13 protein-coding genes are annotated in these 16,557 nt (G+C 41.8%); 1 reads left to right on the forward strand and 12 read right to left on the reverse strand.

Annotation, left to right across the window (positions count from 1 at the left end; translation table 11 throughout):
- Window positions 1-2 precede the first annotated feature (2 nt).
- The 8 genes from CS931_RS05620 to ruvC form a co-directional block, all read right to left on the reverse strand.
- On the reverse strand, window positions 3-818 hold the full coding sequence (locus tag CS931_RS05620) for an energy-coupling factor transporter transmembrane component T family protein (RefSeq protein WP_099204793.1): 816 nt from the start codon (window positions 816-818) through the stop codon (window positions 3-5).
- The gene (locus tag CS931_RS05625; RefSeq protein ID WP_099204794.1) at window positions 815-1,675 is read right to left on the reverse strand and encodes an energy-coupling factor transporter ATPase; all 861 of its coding nucleotides are present in this window, start codon (window positions 1,673-1,675) and stop codon (window positions 815-817) included. The genes CS931_RS05620 and CS931_RS05625 overlap by 4 nt, the downstream gene beginning before the upstream one ends.
- A gap of 54 nt (window positions 1,676-1,729) precedes the next feature.
- Entirely contained in the window at window positions 1,730-2,569 is an 840-nt protein-coding gene (locus tag CS931_RS05630) for an energy-coupling factor transporter ATPase (RefSeq protein WP_099204795.1), read from the reverse strand.
- Between the two features lie 12 nt (window positions 2,570-2,581).
- Entirely contained in the window at window positions 2,582-3,442 is an 861-nt protein-coding gene (locus CS931_RS05635) for a class I SAM-dependent methyltransferase (protein WP_099204796.1), read from the reverse strand.
- Complete coding sequence (glmM, locus tag CS931_RS05640) at window positions 3,443-4,795, reverse strand: phosphoglucosamine mutase (RefSeq protein WP_099204797.1); 1,353 nt, start codon at window positions 4,793-4,795, stop codon at window positions 3,443-3,445.
- Window positions 4,796-5,032: 237 nt separating this feature from the next.
- On the reverse strand, window positions 5,033-6,064 hold the full coding sequence (gene ruvB / locus CS931_RS05645) for a Holliday junction branch migration DNA helicase RuvB (protein ID WP_200814963.1): 1,032 nt from the start codon (window positions 6,062-6,064) through the stop codon (window positions 5,033-5,035).
- 193 nt (window positions 6,065-6,257) lie between these two features.
- Entirely contained in the window at window positions 6,258-6,860 is a 603-nt protein-coding gene (gene ruvA / locus CS931_RS05650) for a Holliday junction branch migration protein RuvA (protein WP_099204799.1), read from the reverse strand.
- A 35-nt stretch (window positions 6,861-6,895) separates the two neighbouring features.
- Window positions 6,896-7,405 (reverse strand): crossover junction endodeoxyribonuclease RuvC, encoded by a 510-nt coding sequence (ruvC, locus tag CS931_RS05655; RefSeq protein WP_099204800.1) that lies wholly within the window; start codon window positions 7,403-7,405, stop codon window positions 6,896-6,898.
- Window positions 7,406-7,926: 521 nt separating this feature from the next.
- Here ruvC and CS931_RS05665 point away from each other — a divergent pair.
- Window positions 7,927-9,273, forward strand: coding sequence for a PepSY1/2 domain-containing protein (locus CS931_RS05665; RefSeq protein ID WP_159459747.1), 1,347 nt, complete (start codon window positions 7,927-7,929; stop codon window positions 9,271-9,273).
- 119 nt (window positions 9,274-9,392) lie between these two features.
- Here CS931_RS05665 and CS931_RS05670 read toward each other — a convergent pair whose 3' ends face one another.
- The 4 genes from CS931_RS05670 to hpt all read right to left on the reverse strand — a co-directional run bounded on the left by CS931_RS05670 (window position 9,393) and on the right by hpt (window position 16,494).
- Window positions 9,393-11,627: a DNA gyrase subunit A gene (locus CS931_RS05670; RefSeq protein WP_099204803.1), complete on the reverse strand. Its 2,235-nt coding sequence runs from the start codon at window positions 11,625-11,627 to the stop codon at window positions 9,393-9,395.
- Window positions 11,628-11,739: 112 nt separating this feature from the next.
- Window positions 11,740-13,728: a DNA gyrase/topoisomerase IV subunit B gene (locus tag CS931_RS05675; protein WP_099204804.1), complete on the reverse strand. Its 1,989-nt coding sequence runs from the start codon at window positions 13,726-13,728 to the stop codon at window positions 11,740-11,742.
- Between the two features lie 250 nt (window positions 13,729-13,978).
- A complete protein-coding gene (gene ftsH, locus CS931_RS05680) occupies window positions 13,979-15,871 on the reverse strand; it encodes an ATP-dependent zinc metalloprotease FtsH (RefSeq protein WP_099204805.1) in 1,893 nt (630 codons plus the stop codon).
- A 68-nt stretch (window positions 15,872-15,939) separates the two neighbouring features.
- A complete protein-coding gene (hpt, locus tag CS931_RS05685; RefSeq protein WP_099204806.1) occupies window positions 15,940-16,494 on the reverse strand; it encodes a hypoxanthine phosphoribosyltransferase in 555 nt (184 codons plus the stop codon).
- Between the last annotated feature and the right edge of the window lie 63 nt (window positions 16,495-16,557).

Consider the following 16,557-nt stretch of genomic DNA (forward strand, 5'->3'; position numbering starts at 1 on the left):
GTTTACATCATAAATACAGGTGGAAAAATCCTGTTTGATAGCAAAAACACGACCAATAAAATCAGCACCAACAAGATGACAAAAAAATCTGATTTCTGCATTTTTAAAATCTTCATTTTTGTGCGGCCTTCACCGCCATGATAGCATCGGCTCTCCATGGCCGTTGCCAAATCATAAGCCCGGCGAAAAGCAGAGACAAACAGTGGAATCAAAACCGGAATCATCGCCTTAATACGCTGCACCATACCGCCGCTTTCCATATCGGCACCCCTCGCCTTTTGTGCTTGCATAATTTTATCTGTTTCTTCTAATAAAAGAGGAACAAAACGCAAGGCAATAGTCATAATCATGGCAAATTCATGCACAGGCACTTTGATATACGTCAGTGGTTTTAAAAGCCGTTCAATCGCATCTGTTAACTGTGTCGGCGAGGTCGTAAACGTTAGCACCGAGCTTGCCAAAATAAGAGAAATGATTCTGGTAGAAATAAAAACGCTGTTTAAAATACCATTTACTGTAACTTTAAAAACCCAAAACTGCGCAATCGGCTCTCCTGTTCCATAAAAAACATTTAGAAGCGAAGTGAACACAACAATAAAGATAACCGCACGAATGCTTTTCAAATAGAGTTTCACCGGCACTTTTGAAATCAGCATACCGATAAAGATAAAGGCAACTGCCACAGCTAATGAAAGAAAATTTTGCGCCATAAACAGCAGCACAATGGAAAAAATAGTTAAGCAGATTTTTAGTCTGGGGTCTATCTTATGCATAATTGATTTTCCCGGAAAGAACTGTCCAATGGTAATATCCATCATTTCTGCATTCCCCCTTGCTGTAAAATTGGCAGAAGCTGACGAACCGCATCATCTACTGTCAATGTAGCAGGGTCTACGGTCAGTCCCATCTCATGCAATTGTTGCATAATTTTTGTGATTTGCGGCACACGCAAGCCCGCTTTTTCAAGTGACTTTGCCTGAGAAAACACCTTTTTTGTCTCATCAAAAAGCTGTGCTTCGCCTTTGTTCATGACAAGAATACGGTCTGCCATTCTTGCTACATCTTCCATACTGTGAGAAACCAGCAAGACGGTATTTCCTCTTTGCTGATGGTACGAGCGAATTTGTGTCAGCAAAACGTCACGACCTCTTGGGTCAAGTCCGGCCGTAGGTTCGTCCAAAATCAGCACCTCGGGATCCATCGCTATCACGCCGGCAATGGCTGCACGACGCTTCTCACCGCCCGATAGTTCAAACGGTGATTTTTCTAATAGCTCGGGTTTAAGACCGGTAAACGCTGCTGCTTCTTCTGCACGTTTCTTCGCTTCTTCGTCAGAAAGCCCCATATTTTTAGGGCCAAACATAATATCTTTTAAAACTGTTTCTTCAAACAGTTGATATTCTGGATATTGAAAAACCATGCCCACTTTAAAACGGACATCGCGAATTTTTTTCGGCTCAGCCCAAATGTCTTTGCCGTCTAAAAGAATCTGTCCGCTTGTGGGTTTAATCAAACCATTCAGCAACTGAATTAAGGTGGATTTTCCGCTTCCGGTATGCCCGATTAAGCCGACAAACTCCCCTGTTTGAATCTGAATGGATACTTCTTTCACCGCTTCTTTTTCAAACGGTGTACCGACACTGTATCGGTATGAAAGACCTTTTGTTTCGATCATATTTCCCGCTCCATATGCCCTTTCAGGCTCTATCCCATTTTGTTGTTTATGGCCCTATTGTATCAGTTCTGCTAACATACGTAGGCCCTCTTCTGTCTCCAACGGCATGTCTGCAACCGGCAAACCGGCACCTTTCAGGCGATACATCAGTTCTGTGACTTGCGGAACATCCAAATCATGTTTTTTCAAAAACGGAACGTCTGAAAAGATTTCTTTTGGCGTACCGTCTTTTAAAATATGACCGCTGTCCATGACAACCACTCTACCCGCCTGTACAGCTTCATCCATATAGTGGGTAATCAAGATAATCGTGATTCCATTTTCACGATTCAGCTTCTGGATAGTTTCCATAACCTCGGTTCTTCCCCTTGGGTCAAGCATGGCAGTTGGCTCGTCGAGTACAATGCATTTGGGCTCCATGGCGATAATGCCGGCAATGGCAACACGCTGTTTTTGCCCGCCTGAAAGCTTATGCGGTGCATGTGTGCGATACGCATACATATCTACCGTTTTTAGAGCTTCATCTACACGCTGGCGAATTTCAAGTGGCGGCACTCCCAAATTTTCAGGACCGAAAGCCACATCTTCTTCGACAATACCAGCCACCATTTGGTTATCTGGATTTTGCTGCACCAGTCCCACCGCGCTTCTCACTTCAAACTGCTTTTCTTCGTCAGTAGTCAAAACACCACTTATGGTTATCTTACCTGCTGTTGGCGCCAACATACCATTAAAAAGCTGTGCCATTGTCGATTTTCCGCAGCCGTTGTGTCCTAAAATGGCTACAAATTCTCCCTGCTCTATCGAAAGGTTAACACCGTCAAGTGCTTCGACAACATTGATTTCATTTGGGTTATACGAGAAATGTACATTTTCTACTTCTATAAAAGCCAATTTTCGCACCTCTTATTTCTGCCAAATCGCTGTACTTCCGCACGGCAGTACCAAGCCTGTTTCCGTAACAGGCAATCCAATTTCATCTGCTGAAACTTGACCTCCAAAGCGTTTCTGCATCAGAATTGTCAGCAAATATTCCATAACAGCAGGAGAAAGTCCCGTTGTATATGAATTTAGAATGAAGAATAATGGGTCTTCAGACAGCACCGGTAAACAGGTGTTGACAAGCTCCCAAAGCTGTTCTTCCAGCTTCCAAACCTCACCGTTGGGGCCTCTGCCATAAGACGGCGGATCCATAATAATGCCATCATAGTGATTGCCGCGTCTTTGCTCACGCTGCACAAATTTCACGCAGTCATCGACAAGCCAGCGCACAGGCTTGTCCGATAGTGAGGAAGCTGCCGCATTTTCTTTTGCCCACTGCACCATGCCTTTAGAGGCATCCACGTGAGTGACTTCTGCTCCGGCTGCCATACAAGCCAGTGTTGCCGCACCAGTATAGCCAAACAAATTCAGCACCTTAACCGGCCGATTTGCTTGCTTAATCTTATCCATCGCAAACTGCCAATTGATAGCCTGTTCGGGGAATATGCCCGTGTGTTTAAATCCCATTGGCTTTAAACGAAATGTGAGTTCGTTCCAATGTATCTTCCAAACATCCGGTGTTTTTTGCAGCATTTTCCATGCTCCACCGCCTGTACGAGAGCGGTTATACTGTGCATGTGCTTTTTTCCAAAAAGTATTCTTTTTGCCTGAATCCCAAATAATTTGAGGGTCGGGACGAATCAGGATGATATCGCCCCAACGCTCTAGCCGTTCCCCGTCACTTGTATCAATCAGTTCGTAATCTTTCCACTGTGCAGTTCTCATTTATACCAATTCTTCTCCTATTACTTTTGCAACATCGTTTGCCAATCTCTGAATTTGCTCTTCGTCAATACCTTCGACCATAACACGTAATAGCGGTTCTGTTCCTGACGGACGAACAATTACACGACCGTTTCCAGCAAGCTCTTCTGTTGCCTTGTCTATCGCCGCTTTCACTTTGCGGTCTGTGTAGAAAGCCAATTTACCTTCAGGCGACACACGAATGTTGATAATGGTCTGCGGATAGCGTTTCATTAAGGAAGCCAGTGAAGAGAGCTTTGCTTCTCTTCTTTTCACAATGCTCAAAAGCTGTGCCGCTGTGAGCTGTCCATCACCTGTTGTAGCGAAGTCGTGGAATATGACGTGGCCGCTCTGCTCGCCGCCTAAATTGTAACCATCCAAAAGCATTTCTTCCAACACATAACGGTCGCCAACTTTGGTTGCCTCGAAACGAATTTCATTTTGCTCGCAGAATTTCACAAGACCCAAGTTGGTCATAATCGTTCCTACTAAGCTATTATGCGCCAATTTGCCACGGCTTTTCATATCCATCGCACAAATTGCCATCATAAAGTCGCCGTCAACAAGCTCACCGTTTTCGTCAACAGCCAAACAACGGTCTGCGTCTCCGTCAAAAGCAAAACCGACAGGCAATTTATGCTCTTTTACATATTCAATCAAATCCTCCATATGAGTTGAACCACAATTTTCATTGATGTTCACACCGTCTGGCTCTGCATGAAGAATATGTACTTTCGCACCAAGCTCGGTGAAAAGTGTTTCGGCTGATGCCGACGAAGAACCATTCGCACAGTCAACCGCAATTTCCAGACCCTCAAAGCCAAAATGCACGGTGCTTTTGACGTGATCAATGTAATCTCTAATCGCTGTATCAGCAGTAGAGACTGTTCCCAAATTTTCATTGACAGCCATCAGGTGATCAATTTTCTCTTTGCCCAGAATAATATCTTCAATTTCTTCTTCCAATTCATCAGGCAGTTTGTAACCTGAACCATTGAAAATCTTGATTCCGTTATATTCAAAAGAGTTATGAGAAGCCGAAATCATAACACCTGCATCTGCTTTATATTTACCGACAAGGTGAGCAACAGCCGGTGTTGGAACTACGCCAAGCAAAACAACATCGGCACCGATACTGCAAAGACCAGCGGCCAATGCGTGCTCCAGCATATCAGAAGAAATACGAGTGTCTTTACCAATAATGACTTTGGGGTGTTTATTTGATTTGCCTGTGAGAACCTTTGCCGTTGCTCTACCAAGCTGTGTTGCAAGCTCACATGTTAAATCTTTATTTGCAATTCCTCTCACGCCGTCTGTTCCAAAAAGTCTTCCCATAATTTTGATAACCTTTCTGTCTGCTGATTTTCAGCACATTGCTTCTGCTGTGCTTCCTGACGCAAACCAATCAGGGGTTTGATTTTATAATTTATGCTAGCCTATGTCTTGATTAAACATAGTATTAAACTTTGTCTATTCTCATAACTACACTAATATCAAATGGCTGACTGCCCTTGCTGAATAATCTCTCCTCTTTCCATTCACTAAATCTATGTGATTGTTCAAGATTTAAAATCAGGAAACCGGTTCTCCCCACAGCTTTTGCTGCGGACTCTCTTCATAGCTTTCCGGCACAGGCATATCCAAATGCAAATAAGCCGCTTTGGTAACACATCTTCCTCGAGGGGTTCTGGTTAAAAAGCCAATTTGCATGAGATAGGGTTCGTTGACGTCCTCAATGGTGATTGCTTCTTCACCAATCGCCGCCGCTAACGTGTCGATTCCAACAGGACCGCCGCCATAAAACTTGATGATTGCTTCAAGCATTCTGCGGTCACTCGAATCTAAGCCTAACTCGTCAATTTCAAGACGGTCAAGTGCCACTTTTGCTGTTTGAAATGTCACCACACCCTCGCTCATAACCTGTGCGAAATCTCGCACACGCTTCAATAGGCGGTTGGCAATTCGAGGTGTTCCTCTGGCACGAGAGGCAAGCTCTAACGCGCCATCAGGTTCCATTTCAATATTCAAAATTTTAGCACTGCGCACAATGATTTTTGCGAGTTCTTCCGGAGAATATAGCTCTAGCCGCAGCAACACGCCAAATCGATCTCGCAAAGGAGCAGATAGCTGCCCAGCTCTTGTGGTAGCACCCACTAATGTAAAATGCGGCAACGGCAGATGAATCGAAGTGGCCATTTGCCCTTTTCCGGTGATAATATCCAGTGCATAGTCTTCCATGGCAGGGTAAAGAATTTCTTCTACTGTGCGGGGCAGACGATGAATTTCATCGACGAACAACACATCGCCCTCGTTTAGATTTGTCAAAAGTGAGGCTAAATCTCCCGGTCTTTCAATGGCAGGGCCACTGGTAATGCGCATATTTACGCCCATTTCGGCTGCAATAATGCCGGCAAGCGTCGTCTTGCCCAGTCCGGGAGGACCATATAAAAGAACATGGTCAAGCGTTTCTTTTCTAGATTTTGCCGCTTCAATAAAAATTGACAGATTTTCTTTTACTTTATCCTGTCCAATATATTCACTAAAACTATGCGGTCTCAGTGGATTTTCCACTTCAGCGTCTTCAGGATTGTAGTCTGCTTCCATCACGCGGTTTTCAAAATCTGATTCTGAAAAATTGGTATAGTCCACCTGTTTTCCCCTTTCTACTATTTTTCTCTAATCTAAATCATTGTATTGCTATCCATAAACCCAAAAATATGAATATTGGGTTTTAAATTAGAAACGCTAAATGCAAACCCAAATATTTGTTGTGTTCTGAGTATTTTTCCATTATGTATTACTGCGCAAAAGATTTCAGAGCTAACCTTACCAGCTCTCCTGTTGGCAAAGAGGAATCTAATTTTCCTACTGCCATAGAAGCTTCTGATGGAGAATAGCCCAGTGTCACAAGCGCACTGACTGCTTGAGCAGCATGAGAGGACGCCGAAACTGCTCCCTGTGATAATTCTGTCAAAGAAATACCGCTGGACGCTGACATATCTTTTACTCTGTCTTTCAGCTCCAAAATAATTCTTTGCGCCAGTTTAGGCCCAACACCACTTGCTCTTGTAAATTGCTTGGCATCTCCAGAAGCCGCTGCCAAAGCAATTTCTTCGGCTGTCAGTTCTGATAAAATCGCCATACCGGCTTTTGGACCTACCCCGTTAATTGCTGTCAACATTTTGAAACAGTGTTTTTCAGAGAGCGAAGAAAATCCAAATAAATCCAGTGCATCCTCTCGCACATTCAAATGCGTATAAAGAGTAGCTGTTTCATTTGTTTTCGGCAGTGTTCTTAACGTTTGCATAGAAACAGCACACTGAAAAGCTACGCCTCCCACATCAATAACCGCCATGCCCGGCTCAGTATGAATTAGCTTTCCTGTTAAGCGATAAAACATAACGTCTCCTTATCCTTGTTGATATTCTGAGCTCGTCAGCGTGGAGAAAATCCTAAAAGTTGTTGTCTAAGGCGGGTAGAGGCCGCTTGCCCATGACAAATTGCCATAGCAAGTGCATCCGCTGTATCATCGGGTTTAGGCACCTCTTTCAGACAAAGGGTTCTTCTTGTAACCTCCATCATTTGCGGTTTTTGTGCTCTACCATATCCCGTTACAGCTGTCTTAATCTGCAGCGGTGTATATTCAAAAATAGGAACACCGGCTTTCACTGCCGCCAAAAGAATCACTCCTCTGGCTTCTGCTACACCAATTGCCGTTTTTTGGTTGTTCTGAAAAAACAGCTTTTCAATCGACACAGCATCAGGCTGATGTTTTTGTAAAATAAAAGAAATACCATCATATATTTTTGCCAATCTAAGATTAAAGTCTTGTTTGGCTTCGGTGGTAATCGCGCCATGCTCTAAAGAACGATAGCGACCCGCTTCTTTCAGCACTACACCATATCCCACAATTGCATAGCCAGGGTCGATGCCCAGTATTTTCAAACTTTCATCTCCTAAATTCGGTTGTTATATTCTTAATGAAGCTCTTTAAAAAGTTTCTTATCATCACGCAATGCAAAAATAAACAGTAAGGCTTACGACAGGAAGGCACCTCGTGCCGACAATTCATTTTTTGCTACCTTCAAACTTGTTTGAAGGTTTTTATCTATAACTCTGTTTTAAAAATGAATGGTGCCGCTTGCGGCAGGAAGGCACCTCGTGCCGACAATTCATTTTTGCTACCTTCAAACTTGTTTGAAGGTTTTTATCTATAACTCTGTTTTAAAAATGAATGGTGCCGCTTGCGGCAGGAAGGCACCTCGTGCCGACAATTCATTTTTGCTACCTTCAAACTTGTTTGAAGGTTATTATAGCATATTTTACGTTTCTATACAATCAAAAGAAAATCATGAAATTTGCCCCTATGCCTCCCAAAATAAAAAAATCACAATGAAATGAATTTTTATATGGTAGCGGTACAAACTATAAAAAACAAACGGATATTAAGTCTTTGGAGGCTAACCATGAAAACTAGAAATAAAATTCGATTAGGTAGCTTTATTGCCGCCGCTATATTGATACTCGGCGGATTTGCCATCCGCAATTATTTTATGCTTGAGCAGAGTAAAACCGAGCTCGAGTACACATATCGCAGAGCTTTGAACGACCTCAGTAATTCCATTGACGACATGGAATTTACGCTGAAAAAAGCCAGCTACGCCAACACTCCTACCTTGCGTCATGAGCTTTCTGCCCAACTTTTAGAGCAAAGCAGTGGTGCCAAAACATCTATGTCAGTTTTACCATTTTCAGCTGAAAAGACAGAGAAAATCTCACGCTTTGTTTCTCAAATCGGTGACTATTCTATGTCTCTCTCTCGTAAAGCCGCTGCTAATATTGAAATTTCTGAGGAAGAAGTGCAAAGCCTTGTCACCATGCGTGACTACACCGTAAAACTGAGAGATGCCCTGCAAGAAATTCAGGCTCATTTAAGCGCAGAAAAAGCAGCTGTAGGCAAAACCAAACAGCTTTTGAACAATGTTGATGAAATCGACAACTTACCCTCTTTTGATGACAGCTTAGATGAAATTGCCAAAGAATTCAATGAATTTCCAACCATGCTCTATGATGGTCCTTTCTCTGACCATATCTTACAAAAGACTGCTATGTTCTTAGAAGGAAAAGCAGAGATTAGCAAAGAAGAAGCTGCAAAGAAAGCTGCCGCTTTTTTAAAGTGTGATGTCTCTGAACTGCAAGATGGCGGCACACAAGACAACACGCTTGCCTCTTATGTGTTCAATTATAACAATGACCGAATTCTAATCACAAAGCTTGGCGGTGAAATTTCATATTTCACGCGCGATTCTGATATTAAAGAAAGAAAACTAGACTATGACCAAGCGATGGCTTCTGCACTAGAATTTTTGAAATCGCAAGGCATTGAAACCGTAAAAGAAAGTTATTATGTACTAAATGATAACCGTTGCACCATCAATTTTGCCTATACCGCAGAGGGTGAAAACACCGTTATCTGCTATCCGGACTTGCTCAAAGTGAGCGTTAATCTGGATGATGGCAGCATTGTAGAATATGACCCAATTGGTTATCTGATGAACCATCATGACCGTGAATTCCCTGCCCCTGCTCTAACCCCCGAACAAGCGCAAGAGAAAGTAAGCTCCTTGCTAACGGTAGAAAGTTACAACCTTGCCATCATCCCTACTGCCGGTCTCAACGAAATATTTGCTTATGAGTTTGTCTGCAAAGATGATGAAGGAACTGATATTCTCATTTATGTTAATGCAGAAACCGGTATGGAAGAACAGCTCTTTATTCTCACCTATAGCGACAATGGTGTCTTGGCTGTATAACGTTTCTCCCCTTATTCCTGATAACTCCCTTAGACAGATGAAAAGAACCTCTTGTTTATCAAAGAGGTTCTTTTTGTGTTTTCAACATTATTTCTGTTTTATGTTGAAAATATACTGTTTTAAGAGAGACTCAGTTGTTCTCCCGTTTCTTCATCCGCAGTAGGCAATGCTCCCAAAGCCGGAATTTTTTTCTTATATCGGCTAGGATTTTGTAAATCCCCCTCCTGATAAAGTGAAACTTTCATTAGACTTTGCCCTTTTTTCATGGTCATCGCGGCAACACCTTGTGTATTTTTAGTTGTCTTTGGTAAAATAACCGCGGAATGAATGAGAAGCATACGGCCTGAAGAAGCCGTCAACAAAATGTCACTGTCCTCTTCCATAGCAAGCACACCTACCAACGGCGATTTATCACTATACGCATTTACAAGCTTACGCCTGTTTGTCTTGGTTTGATAAGCAGAAAGCTCTACTTTCGCAATCTTTCCATTTTCGAAACAGAACAACAAAAAACCGCTGTAATCTTTGGTCACAACCATCGACATCGCTTTTTCGTCATCTTCCATCTGCACTTTTGCCGGAATATATTCTCCCAAAACACTGGCTTTTGTATCAGGAAATTCACTGGCTTTCATTTTGTACACTTTGGCTTTATCCGAGAAGAATAGCAAATCGGCTGTATTGCTTGTTTCCACCTGCAAAACATGTTCATCGCCCTCTTTTAACTTTTGCTCTCCGCTCATGCGCAGTGACTGCGGCATAATTTTTTTGAAATAACCTTCTTGACTGAAGAAAACATGCACGGGATAATCGGGAATTTCTTCTGTTATATCAACATCTTCAATCTCGTCTGCATAAATAATCATGGATTTTCTTGGCTGACCATATTTTTCGGCAACCTCCGTCAATTCCTTGACTATTATATTGTTCACCTTGGTTTTAGAAGAAAGAATACTTTCTAGCTCTTGAATATCTTTTAACAGATTTTCAATTTCTTGTGTACGCTTGAGAATGTATTCACGATTCAGATGACGTAGTTTAATTTCGGCTACATATTCAGCTTGAATTTCATCAATTCCAAACCCAATCATCAAATTGGGCACAACTTCTGTTTCTTCATCTGTTTCTCGTACAATGCGAACTGCTTTATCAATGTCTAACAAAATAGCTTGCAGACCTTCAAGCAAATGGAGTTTTTCTTTCTTCTTTTTTAAGTCAAAATAGGTTCTGCGCTTCACGCACTCAACACGAAACGCTATCCATTCCTCTAAGAGTTCAGTCACACCCATAACCTTTGGCATACCGGCAATCAGTACATTAAAGTTGCAAGAAAAACTATCTTCCAAAGCTGTTAGCTTAAACAGCTTCTGCATGAGTCGGTCTGGTTCTACTCCTCGTTTCAGATCAATCGTAATTTTGAGTCCATCTAAACCAGTTTCATCACGGATATCTGAAATTTCCTTTAACTTGCCTTGTTTGACAAGGTCGATGACCTTTTCGACAATGGCTTCTACCGTAGTAGTGGGAGGAATCTGTGTTACATCGATACAATTGGCCGCTTTATCATAGCTATATCGGCTTCTGACACGAAAGCTTCCCCGCCCTGTTTCATAGATTTTTTCCATAATCTTGCGGTCAAAAATAATTTGTCCGCCGCCGGGAAAATCGGGTGCCTGCAACACTTCAAACAAATCTGCATCCGGTGTTTTAATCAAATTAATCGTAGCTTTGCAAATTTCAGCCAGATTAAACGGACAAATCGAACTCGCCATGCCTACCGCGATTCCTGTATTGGCATTGACAAGTACCGTAGGAAAACTTGCCGGCAAAAGAGTCGGTTCTTTCATCTGATTATCATAGTTATCCACAAAATCGACAGTATCTTTATCAATATCCCGAAAGAGTTCTTTACAAATCTCATCGAGTTTTGCTTCGGTATAACGAGAAGCTGCCCACGCCATATCGCGGGAATAAAACTTACCAAAATTACCTTTTGAATCAACAAAAGGATGTAAAAGTGCCTCATATCCCCTTGATAAGCGAACCATGGTGTCATAAATCGCACTGTCCCCATGCGGGTTCAATTTCATCGTCTGTCCCACAATATTCGCACTTTTGGTTCGGGATGCACTCAGCAAATTCATTTTATACATGGTATATAGCAGCTTGCGGTGAGACGGTTTAAACCCGTCAATTTCCGGAATCGCACGTGACATGATAACGCTCATGGCATAGGGCATATAGTTTTCTTCCAGTGTCTCATTGACACCTTTCTGAACAATTTGACCCGCTCCGTCTATATAGCCATGCACTTTTGATGTTTTGGGTTTTTCTGTATTCTTCCTTCTTGCCATTTCTAACCCCCTCTTTGAGGTTCATTCCCCCAGCTTTTAGCATTTTAGCCTCTTTTTAACAACAGTACTCATTTACGGACAAAAATCTATTGTAACAACTTATAAACAAGATTTAAGAAACATCTGCTTGGCTGATATACTTATATCCATTTTCTGCAATATGGTCTTTTCTGCCAGAAAGATCATCGCCCAATAAGATATCAAAGGTGCGATCTGTTTGCTCTCTTTCAGCTTCGCTATAAACGACTTTAATCAACCTGCGTGTTTTAGGATTCATTGTTGTCAAATTCATCATGTCAGGCTCGTTTTCGCCTAATCCTTTAGAACGCTGAATTGTAAATTTTTGTCCCTCTAGCTGCTTTAAGAACTTTTCTTTTTCTTCTTCTGTATAGGCAAAATAGGTGTCGCCTTTGCAGGTGATTTCAAAAAGTGGTGATTCTGCAATATACACCTTACCTTCTTCAATTAACTTAGGGGTCAATCGATACAGCATCGTTAATAGCAAGGTGCGGATTTGAAACCCATCATAATCAGCATCTGTACAAAGAATAACCTTATCCCAACGAAGGTTGTCCATATCAAATGTCGAAAGATTTTTATTTGCTTTGCTTTTGACCTGTACTCCACAGCCTAAAACTTTCAGCAAATCCGTAATAATCTCACTTTTAAATATCTTATCATAGTCTGCTTTTAAACAGTTGAGAATCTTTCCTCGAATCGGCATAATAGCTTGAAAAGAAGGATCTCTCGCCTGTTTACAAGCACCCAAAGCGGAATCCCCTTCCACGATATAAATCTCACGCTCACTGACATCACGACTGCGGCAGTCAACAAATTTTGCTACTCGACTGGTGATATCCATTTTTCCTGTCAGTTTTGTCTTAAGATTCAGGCGTGTCTTTTCGGCATCTTCACGACTTCTTTTGTTAATCAACACTTGGCCGCTGATTTTATCGGCTTCCATCGGATTTTCAATAAAATAAATCTCAAGATTGTGCCGCAGCATTTCTACCATAGCCTCTTGAATACCTTTATTCGTAATCGCTTTTTTAGTCTGATTTTCATAAGAAGTTTGTGTTGAAAAAGATGACATGACTAAAATCAGGCAGTCCTCGACATCCTGATAAGTAATCTTACTTTCGTTTTTATTGTATTTGCTATTCTGCTTCAAATACGCATCAATTTGATATACAAAAGCATTGCGCACCGCTTTATCGGGCGCACCGCCATACTCAAGCCAGCTGGAGTTATGATAATATTCTGTTACATGACTGCGGTTCGAAAACGAAACAGCTGCATAAATTCTGACATTATAGAGCGACAAATCAGCACGGTCACGTACTTTTTTTTCGCTCTGCCAAAGCTGAACTGGTGTCAGCGAATCTTCTCCCGCTATCTCTTTTGCGTGGTCTGCAATACCGTTTTCATAGCAGAAATCTGTGTTTTCAAATTCCCCCGGCGCTATTTCATTTAAAAAGTGAAAAGTTAGACCGGCATTGACAATAGCCTGTCTTTTCAACACATCCTGAAAATAATCTAAACCAATGTCAATATCTGTGAACACCTTGAGGTCGGGTTTCCAATGAATAATAGAACCTGTATCTTTTTTCTTATAGGGTTCTTTTTTTAATCCACCGACATTTTCGCCTTCTTCAAAATGAAGACGATAGAGATAGCCGTCACGTCGAATTTCAGCATCCATAAATTCTGAAGCATACTGGGTAGAACACAAGCCTAAGCCATTCAGTCCAAGAGAATACTCATAGCTTTGCCCGTCATCATTATCAAACTTTCCGCCGGCATAAAGTTCACAAAAAAGTAGCTCCCAGTTATATTTTTCTTCATTTGGGTTATAATCAACCGGCATACCTCGGCCATGATCTTCAACTTTAATTGACTTATCCAGATATCTAGTCACAGAAATTTCGTTTCCATGCCCCTGCCTTGCTTCATCAATAGCATTGGAAAGAATCTCAAAAACAGAATGCTGACAACCGTCAACCCCGTTTGAACCGAAAATGACACCCGGTCTTTTTCTGACTCTGTCAGCGCCCTTAAGGGAACTGATACTCTCATTGCCGTAGGTCTGTTTTTTTGGCATGTAGGCCTTCCTTTCACGAAACAAACTTCTTTCAATTTACTTCTACAAAACAAGATAAAGGGGCTGCCACAAAAGTCAATCTCCCCTTTGCTTTGCGCAAAGATTGGATTTTAACCCTGCGGTAACCCTTTTCACTGCATTTTATCAGAGAATTTTCAATACACGCTTGTCGTGATGAAAACCTCCTGTTTTTTCAGCAAGGTACAAATCCAACTTTCTTTGTGTAGTAGAAAGTTTCATACCGCTGATTTTATTCCGAATCAGGCAGATTGTCAAGTTCAGCTTTCTCTTCCGGCAACTCTTTGCCCTGCATAATGTCTATAAATTCTTGACCAGACATCTTTTCTTTGACAAACAAAGTTTGCGCTACGCGATGTAGCTGATCAATATTGTCAGACAAAATTTTCTCTGTTTGCTGATAAGCAGTGGTGACCAAAGAATGAATTTCTTCATCAATCGCAGCCGCCGTGGCATCTGAATAGTTGCTCACATGCCCCATATCTTTGCCCAAGAAAGGATTGCTTTCATCTGTGCCATACATAATCGTGCCAAGCTTTTCACTCATACCATATTTCACAACCATACTGCGAGCAATCTTGGTTGCTTTTTCAATATCATTGGAAGCACCCGTTGAAATATCACCGAGAATCAAAGATTCTGCTACGCGACCGCCTAAGAGTGTGATCAAATCTTCTTTCATCTCTTTGCGTCCCTTATAAGAGCGATCCTCTGTCGGCAAGTTCATCGTATAACCGCCAGCCATGCCAGTCGGAATAATCGAAATCTGATGAACAGGGTCTTGTGTTTCGCAGTGATAAGAAGCAACAGCATGACCGGCTTCATGATAAGCCGTCAGGTTTTTCTCTTTTTCATTCATAACACGGCTTTTCTTTTCCGGTCCCACAACTACCTTAATGGTAGCTTCCTCAATTTCAGGCATGGTAATCGCCTTGCGATTTTTTCTGGCAGAAAGCAGTGCCGCTTCATTCAAAAGATTTTCAAGGTCAGCTCCGGTAAAACCTGCTGTCGTTTTGGCAACGGTTCTCAAGCTGACATCAGGTGCCAAAGGCTTACCTCTAGAATGTACTTTCAGTATTTCTTCACGTCCCTGAATATCGGGATAACCCACCATAATCTGACGGTCAAAACGACCCGGTCGCATCAAAGCAGGGTCTAAAACGTCAGGGCGGTTGGTCGCTGCAATCATGATAACGCCTTCGTTTGCGCCAAAGCCATCCATTTCAACCAAAAGCTGATTAAGGGTCTGCTCACGCTCGTCGTGTCCGCCACCAAAACCGGCGCCACGCTGACGTCCAACTGCATCAATTTCGTCAATAAAAATGATACATGGGCGGTTTTTCTTAGCTTTATCAAATAAATCTCTCACACGAGAAGCACCGACACCAACAAACATCTCCACAAAATCAGAACCTGAAATCGAGAAGAATGGAACACCTGCTTCACCTGCAACGGCTCTAGCCAGCAAAGTTTTACCGGTTCCGGGAGGGCCTACAAGCAAAACGCCTTTAGGGATTCTAGCACCTAAGGTGTTAAACTTGCCTGGGCTTTTTAAGAACTCTACAATTTCTTTAAGTTCTTCTTTTTCTTCATCTGCACCGGCCACATCCGCAAAAGTGGTCTTACGTTTTTCATCCGCCATTTGCTTAATTTTGGCCTTGCCAAAATTCATTTGCTTGTCGCCGCCCATGCTGCTTCCCATTTTACGCATCATCAGCACAGAAATCAACATCAAAGCCACAAACAAAATTAATGTTGGCACAAGGCTCATAAACCAGCTTGTTTGTGCTGGTCTCAAGACATCCTGCACCATTTTGTTGTCAGGATTCTCTTGGTTATAGCGAGCAATATCGTCTGAAACATCCTCATAAAAAAGGCTGATGTTAGGCACAACATAAGGAACGGTCTTATCGTCTGTAAGCTTGACAAGCATTTCTCCTGTACCCAAATCAAGCTTATATTCCTTAACTTGGTCAGTCTCAAAATAATTGATAATTTCAGAATATTTTTTACTCTCCTGCTGAGGTGCTTGATTCCATAAAAAAACAATCAGCAAAATCAGTGCTAGAGGTATGCCAAGATACAGCCCAATATTTCTCAAAATCTTCTTGTTGTCGTTGTTCAAGAATATATCCTCCTACCATATTGATATGCCTATTTGTCCCTCACAGCTGATTCTTCACAACATTCTCGTCAAGAATAAACCTTCGGATCTAAGATACCGACAAACGGCAAATTTCTATATTTTTCATCGAAGTCTAATCCATATCCAACGATAAATTCGTCTGGAATTTTGGCTCCGATGTAGTTCACATCTACGTCTACTTCACGTCTTTCAGGCTTATCAAAAAGAGTGCAAAGTTGAATGCTTTTTGGGTTTCTCGATCTAATAATTTCTAAAAGATAGCTAAGTGTTTTACCACTATCCAAGATATCCTCCACAATTAGGATGTCATATCCTTCAAGATCTATGTCAAGGTCTTTTACTATTTTTACAACACCGCTTGTCTTCATGCCAGAACCATAACTGGATGTCGCCATAAAATCAATGCGCGCATGAATGTTAATGGAGCGCATAAGATCTGCCATAAATACAATAGAACCTTTTAAAACACTAACCAAAAGTAAGTTTTTATCTTTATAGTCGCGTGAAATTTCCTGTCCTACTCGTTCTACCATAGCCGCAATCTGCTTTTCTGTAAAAAGAACCTCTGCGATATCGTCTATCAATTCGTGTTTCTGCACCATAATGAGTGACCCCTTTCCCGGAAATCAGGCAATCAAATTTAGCCTTATTATTCACTAAACTTG

The sequence above is a fragment of the Scatolibacter rhodanostii genome (assembly GCF_900197595.1).
Classification (GTDB): Bacteria; Bacillota; Clostridia; order Oscillospirales; family Acutalibacteraceae; genus Scatolibacter; species Scatolibacter rhodanostii.